This is a genomic window from Atribacter sp. (assembly GCF_035418125.1).
GTDB classification, from domain to species: Bacteria; Atribacterota; Atribacteria; order Atribacterales; family Atribacteraceae; genus Atribacter; species Atribacter allofermentans.
The window spans coordinates 1-8,341 of sequence record NZ_DAOLQM010000078.1; the positions used below are offsets into that span (position 1 = coordinate 1).

Consider the following 8,341-nt stretch of genomic DNA (forward strand, 5'->3'; position numbering starts at 1 on the left):
CCTCCGTGTGTCATGGTTGATCATCAACTCATTGGGGGGAACAAATTCTTTGTCGATAAATAATCATGAATCATTCATGAACGCTTAAAAACAGAGTCAATATTCTATCCTGAAAATACCAGAATGATTTTTTATAGGTAACTCATATTGAGTAACTTACCAGGATATCATTCTGAGCTTTCACCCTCATCCTCTCCATCTCCCATCAAGGGAGAAGGAAATCCGAATTCTTTTGTTCTTTTTTCCCTCGCCCCTTTGTGGGAGAGGGTCAGGGTGAACGAGCAACTCTTCTCATCATCATCAAATGCTATGAAAGTGGCATGAATTTTTCTTCTGAAAACTTGTAATTCTCTATTAATATACTCAAAACGGATTTTATTCAAAACGTAAAGCTGTAATCGGGTTGAGCTGACTGGCACGACGTGCTGGATATATTCCGAAAAATAGTCCAACGGCAACGGAAATACCAAGAGCATATATTATCGAAGGCCAGGAAATAGTGGTGCTCCAGCTGGACACTTTTGAAACAATCAAAGAACTAAGTATTCCTAAAATTATTCCGATTAATCCACCGGTAAGACTCAAAACTGAAGCTTCAATCATAAACTGGGAGAGGATATCCGTTGTTTTAGCTCCGATAGCTTTTCGCAATCCTATCTCCCGAGTCCTCTCGGTTACCGAAACCAACATGATATTCATGATACCGATGCCACCAACCAAGAGAGAAATTCCTGAAATAATAACTAAAAAGAGAGTAATGCTGCCAGTCACGTTGGTAACGGTATCTAATATATCTTGGGAGTTCATAATATCAAATTTATCCGGATCGTTATTGAATTTTCGTAGAAAATACGCTTCCAAATAATCACTTACACTATCCATATCTTCTATCGTGTAAGTTTCTACGGTTATTGTTTGTAAGTATTTACTTCCTGTAATTCTTTTTTGGGCTGTTGTAATAGGAATAAACACCTGATCACCACGATCCATGCCCATGCTGGTTTTTTTCTCCATTATTCCAATAACTGTAAAGCTAACATTTCCAATTTTTACTTTTTTGCCAATGTTGGAACTGTCATCATTGCCAAAAAGGTCTTCAGCAACCGTTTGACCCAATACAACGACTCTGGTCATATGATCCAGGTCATATTGGTTAAAAAAACGCCCCTTAGCTGGTTTAAAATTTTCAAGGTCGGGATAATTTGGCGTAGTTCCAATAATACTGGTTCTGGTGCTTTCCTTCCCAAAGGTAACAACCTTGTTGGTCGAAGCTTGGGCCCCAATATTTTTTATCCCTCTAACTGGGGAATTCCTTAATCCTAAATAGTGGTCGTAAGTGAAAATATTCATGCCTCCTCTTTGCATGATTCCCATTCCAGGAGGCACTCTTTGGAAACCAGGTCTTACCGTTAAACGATTAGATCCCAGACTTTGAATTTGGGAAGTAATATTGGTTTTCATTCCTTGACCAACCGAAACCATGGTGATAACTGCTGCGACTCCGATAATTATTCCTAACATAGTAAGGAAAGAACGGAGTTTATTGGATAAAACATTCGAAATAGCACTTTGAAGTTTTTCAAATATGTTCATAACGGTTATATTGCCTCCAAGGTTTCTTTTGCCATTTGGAGAGCTTCTTCTGCTTGAATCGGATCATCTACGGATTCTTCATTTTCTAATTGTCCATCACAAAAACGGAGTATCCGTTTGGAATGAAAAGCAACATCCGGTTCGTGAGTTACTAATATAATGGTCTTTCCTTGTTCATTTAAATTTTGAAAAACTTCCAAGACTTCTTCCCCAGATCGAGTATCCAAGTTACCGGTTGGTTCATCGGCAAGGACGATTGATGGATTATTAGCCAGAGCACGAGCGATTGCCACTCGTTGAATTTGGCCCCCGGAAAGTTGATTAGGACGATGAAATTTTCTTTGGCTAAGCCCAACTTTTTCCAAGAGAGAATTCACTATTTCGCATCTTTTGGTTTTAGGGATACCGGCATAAAGGAGCGGAAGTTCAACATTTTGAAAAGCGTTTAATTTTGGTAAAAGATTGAAACTCTGAAAAACAAAACCGATTTTACGATTACGGATCATTGCCAACTGGTTTTCATCAAGGTGGGATACCTCTTCCTGATCAAGGAAATATTGGCCACTGGTGGGTGTATCAAGACACCCTAAAATATTCATCAGGGTTGATTTTCCTGAACCAGAAGGTCCCATTATTGAGATAAAATCACCTGGATAAATTTGGAAAGAAACATTGGTTAAGCCATTGACTTGAATTGATTCTAAAAAGTAGATTTTCCCTAATTTCCTAACGTCAATAACTGGTGAAGTAGTTTTTTCGTTCATAAAATTTCTCCTATTAGCTGTATTTGCTTTTACATTCCAGCGGGGGGTGGACCACCCATACCCATCGGACCTTGATTGGGTAAAGAATCTTGAATATTTGCAGGAGGAATCATTACTTCTTGATCTTTGTTAAGACCTTCTAATATTTCGAAAAATTCATCATTTCTTAAACCAACTTTTATAAAAATTTTGTCTGGTTCTTTTTGCGATCCTGGAACAAGAACAAAAGTTTTTCCTTCTTCCTCTATCAGTACTTCTAAGGGGAGCAATAAGGTGTTTTCGCTTTGATTTATAATGACAGAAGCGTCGACGGTCATCCCCGGGTAGAGCCTTCTGTCTGAATTGGGAATAATAATTTCTCCTTCATAGGTTACGATATTATCAATAACCTGTGATTTCAAGGATATGAAAGAGACCTCTCCCTTGATTATTTCGCCAGGAAAAGCATCGAGGGTAATTTCTGCTTTAGCGCCGATCTTTATTTTGGGAATATCAATTTCATTGAATGCTACCAATGCCTTCATTTGATCTAAATTTCCAATCGTGATTAAAGTCTTAGCTTGAGTAACAACGTCCTCTTTCTCCACTGAAACATCTATAGCGACACCGTCAATCGGCGAGGTTATGGTTCCATATTCAATCTTTTTTTGGGCATCAACAACGTTAGCTTCTGCTTGAGCTAACTGAGCTCGGGCAACTTTAATATCGTCTTGATCTGAACCATCTAAAAGATTATCCAGTTGTTTTTGAGCAGATATAACGTTTTGTTTATAAATTTCCATTTGGTTTTGACTTTCGTTAAGCTCTCGTTGTGAAACGGCGCCACTCTCGAAGAGTTTTTGGTTTCTTTCAAATTGAATTTGAGCATTTTCATGATTTAATTGAGCTTGTTCAAGAGTCGTTTTTGCCTGGGTGATTTCTAATTCGGTAGCTCCCTCTAAAAGTTTTTTTAGTTTAGTCTGAGCTGACAAGAGCTCGGCCTCGGCTCTTTTTAAATTGACTTCATAATCGCTGACATCAAGTTTTACTAACTCTTGTCCTTTGGTGACCGAATCTCCTTCTTCAACCAGGACAACTTCAACCTTATAACCATCCTCTTTTGATTTTACATTTACTGTTTCAGAGGGAGCCAAACTACCCTCGGCTTCAATCGTTTCACGTATTGTTCCTTGGATTACCTGAATGGTGGAGATAGTTATGTCTTGAGCCTGGGTAGAATGAGACTTATTGAAAATGAAAAGGAAAAAAATTGATGTGAGAATAATAATAAAAACAATGATTACAAGAACTATTTTTTTTCTTTTATTCATTTTTTACCCATTCCTTTTTTCCTAAATATAAAATTCGGTTTATAAAAGCAAAGATAGGTTGAATTTGGCAACCTGGTTGTTTTTTTTAAAGGATTGATAAATGCTGTACTTTAATTTTTTTACTAAAAAAACTCCATCATTTTTAAAAAAATTTAATAAGACGATTTCTATATAAAAAGGAAGAGGATCTCCCCAATAAAATTCATTTTAATCCTAAGGGTCCCCTTCCTTTTTCTGAATGATCTCCCCCTTTCACATTAAATCAGCCAAGGAGGGAAACCGAAAGGAGGAGATTTGAGGGTTAGTTCTATTCCTCATTACCATTTTTTAAAATTTCAAGATGTTCTTCCAATTGTTGGTTGCTCTCTTTGATTTGTTGAAAAAGCAAAGGAAGAATTGATTTAATTTGAACTTCATCACCAATCTCAACGGCTTCAGTGAATTTCTTAAATAGTTCTCGGTTTTTTTCCATCGCAGTTCCTCGGTTTTTAAAGAAGAATTGGTTTTTCTGGTCTAAAAATCTTTGTTGAGAGAACCCCGGTACTTTCCTAAGCTTAGGTTTTTCCGTTTCCGGATGCTTTTTTTCTCCATCCATTTCAGTTCCGGCTGGCATTTTTCTTTTATCAATTTTTTCTTCCAAAATTTTGAGTCGGTTTTTAATTTCTTCCAAATTTTCAAGGATTTGGTTTATTGGTTCTTTATTTTTGTTGCGTTGAAGAATTTCTCTCCTAAGGGTATCACGTCGATTCAATTCAATTTCCCAATCTCTGGTCAATTCTGGAGTAAATTTTTCTGAAAGAAGAAGCATATACATTTTTTGATGGACTCTCATTTCATTGATTAATCCCGGACTATTTCTTCCTTCGGCAAAAGAAACCCTCGTTAAGGCGATGAACAAAATAACCAGGATACTTCCGACAGCTATAAATTTTTTCATAATTTCACCATTCCTTTCAGCGGAGGGATTTTTAAATGGATTGAACCTTAAATATAAATGAAGTATAAACTCCAAATTTGGAGGAATTATCTGAAAAATATGGGAAATTATGGGAATGAACAAAAATTGAATCGATAAAAAGTGATTTATGACGGGTTGTCATTTTTTATGATGACAACCCGGAGAGGTTTTTGTGAATTCGTTATGAGTTCATAGTTAGTTCAGAAGCAAACAGAGAAATGATTTTAAAATACTTCACAATTAAGGTTTTCTGGTTGGCCACGGTGTCGGGGTTGGTGTTGGATAAATATCAGACTTTTCACAGCGGATGGTAGCAAGGAAACAGGCAGATTTTGCTGAATAGGTATAGGTTCCTCCTAAACCAGAAGGATCAAAACGCCAACGTCCAGCAAGTGGGGTGAAGTTGGCTGATCCATCATCACTGGTGATATTAAAATAGATTGGTTTGGAGCCATCCCAATTGGATTTCTTACAGCCCCAATTTTCCCAATATTCTGAGACGCCGGCACACTGAGCTGACCGTATTGCTGCTACAATTAAATTCCTGGATACGCTTTTGGGGTTGATGTCACAGAAAAATCCAATATCGATATTGCCATTAGCCACAATGGTATAAGGTTCTTCGCCTTTGATAACACGAACGTTAATTGATTTATTAAAAGTACAACCGCCTCCAGTAAATTCAACTTTCCAGTCTCCCGAGGTTCGAGGTGTAACAGTAGCATGCCCTTCGGAAATGGGGAAATCAAAACTTTCCCCACCCGGACCAGTGATGTGGACATTACTGGTTAATGAAGCATCGGCTTTCCAGTAGAGTTCAATCTGGTCCCCATCACAGATGGTTAATGAAGTTGGACAATCTTCCAGGGCGGGTTGTACCGCAGAAGGTGCCAGTTCTTTAATAATTGCGCAAAACTTGGTATTATCAGTACAAGATGTACCGATTGTACCCTCACAACAAGTCATAATTGCTATTAATATACTAATTGACAATCCTAAAACGATATAGAGAACAACTTGGTTTTGATGTTTTTTCTTTCCCCTCATCGGTTTTCCCTCCTAAAAAAAATTAAAAAATCAACAGCGTTTTTAAATAGAATGGGCGTGATAGGAAGTTTTTGTTGGGATAGTTGACTGATTATTATTATACTCTATTAGATACCAAAAATTTAAAAAAATTTAGTTAATTTATTAACCGTTCTCCCTCTCCCACCAAGGGGCGAGAGGGAGAACGGGAGAGAGTGCGAGAAAAGAAAAAGATGAAATCCTCACGCCATTAGATTCTGAGGGGGAGAGGGCGCGAGGGGGTGAGGGGGAGAAAAAGAAGAAGGGAAGAGGGTCCAGGATGACGAATTAAAAAGCCCCTCCCCGCCGCGAAAGCGGCACCCCTCCAAGGAGGGGAATTCATTAGATGATATTTTCAGGATAGACTAAGATTTTCTTCCCTATGATAAAATTTGAAACAGTATATTTTCAAGGAGTGGTTTATGGCACGCTATATCATGTTTCAAGGAACTGGATCTGGTGTTGGGAAAAGCCTTATTACAGCAGGTTTTTGCCGAATATTTGCTCGTAAGGGTATTAGAGTTGCTCCGTTTAAAGCACAAAATATGTCTTTAAACTCAGGAGTGACACCATTCGGAGAGGAGATCGGCAGAGCACAGCTGTTGCAAGCTCGAGCAGCCATGATTGATCCTGATTCCCGAATGAACCCAATTTTACTGAAACCCCAGGGAGACTGCATGAGCCAGGTGATTGTTTGTGGAAAAATCTGGGAGACTCACGAAGCTTATGATTATTATCGGTATAAAAAATTTCTCTGGGAGAAGGTTATCGAAAGCCTGAATTCACTGGCTGAGGAATATGACCTCATCTGTATTGAAGGAGCTGGTAGTCCAGCAGAGATAAATTTGCGAGAACAGGACCTGGTCAATATGTCGGTAGCTCGATATGCGCGTATACCAGTATTTCTCATTGGTGATATTGAAAAAGGTGGGGTATTTGCACAACTTTATGGAACCTGGGCACTTTTGACTAAAGAAGAAAGAGAATTACTCTGTGGCTTTATTATTAATAAATTCAGAGGGAATTATACAATTTTAGAACCAGGATTGAAAGAAATTGAAAAATTAACTCAAATTCCAGTTGTAGGTGTTGTTCCTTATTCTCGTTTTCTGCTGGATGATGAAGATAGTATGACGGAAAAAATTGAAAACTCATATAAGTCACTCAAAACCGTTGATATTCAAGTTGGTATTATTCGCCTTCCCCATATATCAAATTTCACCGATTTTGACCCATTAACGAATGAGCCTGACGTGGAAACTCAATACATTTTTCCCGATGAAAATTTTAGTAAGTTTGATGTGATAGTGCTTCCTGGAAGCAAAAATACTATTCGAGACCTTCAATGGTTGAAGAAATTTAACCTTCAAGAACGTTTGGAAAGCTATATAAACAATGGTGGAGTGGTATTAGGAGTGTGTGGTGGTTATCAGATGCTAGGAGAATCTATAATAGATATCGATGGAAATGAAGATTTCCAAGGTGAAATAGATGGTCTAAAAATCATTCCGATGAAAACCTTTTTTGAGAAAGAAAAGATACTTAAAAACATGCAAGGATATTTGGCAAAAGCTGAACACATTTCAGTGAAAGGGTATGAAATTCATCAGGGGAAAGGCTCTTTCCAACAGGCTTATGAACCACTTTTTAATCTCAACTTAGGGAACAGAATCGAATCTGAAGGTATAATAATCAATAATCAGATATTTGGAACCTACCTTCATGGATTGTTTGATGATGGATCGTTCCGAAGATATTTTGTCAATTTACTTCGCAAAAGAAAAGGTTTAGCAACCATATCATCGGTTTCTCCATCCTGGCAAGAAGTCGTAGAAAAAGAGCTTGACCGTTTGGCAGACTTTCTTGAAACCTGCCTCGATATTGAACGGATAGAAAGCTTGATAGAGAATTTTTAAATACAACAGGAGGATCTTTATGTTACTCCGAAGACTGGAAGACTGTGATGAATTTATAGCTGGCGATTTAACTAGACTTCGTGAAATACTCCATCCGGATAAATTAGGAATTGATATCCATTACAGCCTTGCCCATGCTACTCTTCCGCCCGGGCGTACATCTCAGCCTCATTATCTCTATTCATCTGAAGTATATTATATTATATCTGGCAAAGGGATTATGCACATAAATAGCCAAATCGAGCAGGTGGAGGAAGGTTCGACCATTTACATTCCTCCACAATCCATACAATTCATTGAAAACGCCGGGAGCCAAGACTTGGTATTTCTATGTATTGTTGATCCAGCCTGGAAAAAAGAAGATGAAATTGTTCTTTGATTATGAGAGATAAGCTTGAGTTAAGATTTATACTCTAACATACGCTGAATACTTCGTTCGGCTCGCTGGCGAATTGTCTCGGGCAGGTTAATTTCACCATAACCAAAACGGAGAGAATAGAGGACCTTTTCCAGGGTTATTTTTTTCATGTCGGGACAGATTGCCTGTGCTGAAGCGGGATAAAAATTTTTCTCAGGATTTTCTTTACGAAGACGATAGAGTATACTAACCTCAGTCCCAATGATAAATTCGCTTTTTTTGGATTGACCAATAAATCGCGACATTCCCTCAGTTGATTGAACCTCATCAGCTAAATCAATCACTTCAGGAAGACATTCAGGGTGAACAACAACCAA

The 8,341-nt window shown here is 38.0% G+C and carries 9 protein-coding genes; 2 read left to right on the forward strand and 7 right to left on the reverse strand.

Going from position 1 to position 8,341, the window contains the following annotated elements:
• Positions 1-167: 167 nt before the first annotated feature.
• The 6 genes from PLK24_RS05495 to PLK24_RS05520 all read right to left on the reverse strand — a co-directional run bounded on the left by PLK24_RS05495 (position 168) and on the right by PLK24_RS05520 (position 5,672).
• Complete coding sequence (locus PLK24_RS05495) at positions 168-383, reverse strand: hypothetical protein (RefSeq protein WP_324477070.1); 216 nt, start codon at positions 381-383, stop codon at positions 168-170.
• Positions 376-1,593 (reverse strand): ABC transporter permease, encoded by a 1,218-nt coding sequence (locus PLK24_RS05500; protein ID WP_324477072.1) that lies wholly within the window; start codon positions 1,591-1,593, stop codon positions 376-378. Before PLK24_RS05500 ends, PLK24_RS05495 begins: the two co-directional genes overlap by 8 nt.
• Before the next feature lie 5 nt (positions 1,594-1,598).
• Entirely contained in the window at positions 1,599-2,357 is a 759-nt protein-coding gene (locus PLK24_RS05505) for an ABC transporter ATP-binding protein (RefSeq protein WP_324477074.1), read from the reverse strand.
• 29 nt (positions 2,358-2,386) lie between these two features.
• On the reverse strand, positions 2,387-3,667 hold the full coding sequence (locus tag PLK24_RS05510) for an efflux RND transporter periplasmic adaptor subunit (RefSeq protein ID WP_324477076.1): 1,281 nt from the start codon (positions 3,665-3,667) through the stop codon (positions 2,387-2,389).
• 307 nt (positions 3,668-3,974) lie between these two features.
• Complete coding sequence (locus PLK24_RS05515; RefSeq protein ID WP_324477078.1) at positions 3,975-4,604, reverse strand: hypothetical protein; 630 nt, start codon at positions 4,602-4,604, stop codon at positions 3,975-3,977.
• Positions 4,605-4,865: 261 nt separating this feature from the next.
• The gene (locus tag PLK24_RS05520; protein WP_324477080.1) at positions 4,866-5,672 is read right to left on the reverse strand and encodes a hypothetical protein; all 807 of its coding nucleotides are present in this window, start codon (positions 5,670-5,672) and stop codon (positions 4,866-4,868) included.
• A 440-nt stretch (positions 5,673-6,112) separates the two neighbouring features.
• Between PLK24_RS05520 and PLK24_RS05525 the strand changes: the two genes are divergently transcribed.
• Positions 6,113-7,606: a cobyric acid synthase gene (locus PLK24_RS05525; RefSeq protein WP_324477082.1), complete on the forward strand. Its 1,494-nt coding sequence runs from the start codon at positions 6,113-6,115 to the stop codon at positions 7,604-7,606.
• A gap of 19 nt (positions 7,607-7,625) precedes the next feature.
• The gene (locus PLK24_RS05530) at positions 7,626-7,985 is read left to right on the forward strand and encodes a cupin domain-containing protein (protein ID WP_324477083.1); all 360 of its coding nucleotides are present in this window, start codon (positions 7,626-7,628) and stop codon (positions 7,983-7,985) included.
• 20 nt (positions 7,986-8,005) lie between these two features.
• On the opposite strand, the gene nadA is transcribed toward PLK24_RS05530, so the two are convergent.
• A partial coding sequence (nadA, locus tag PLK24_RS05535) for a quinolinate synthase NadA (RefSeq protein WP_324477084.1) occupies positions 8,006-8,341 on the reverse strand: 336 nt, incomplete at its 5' end.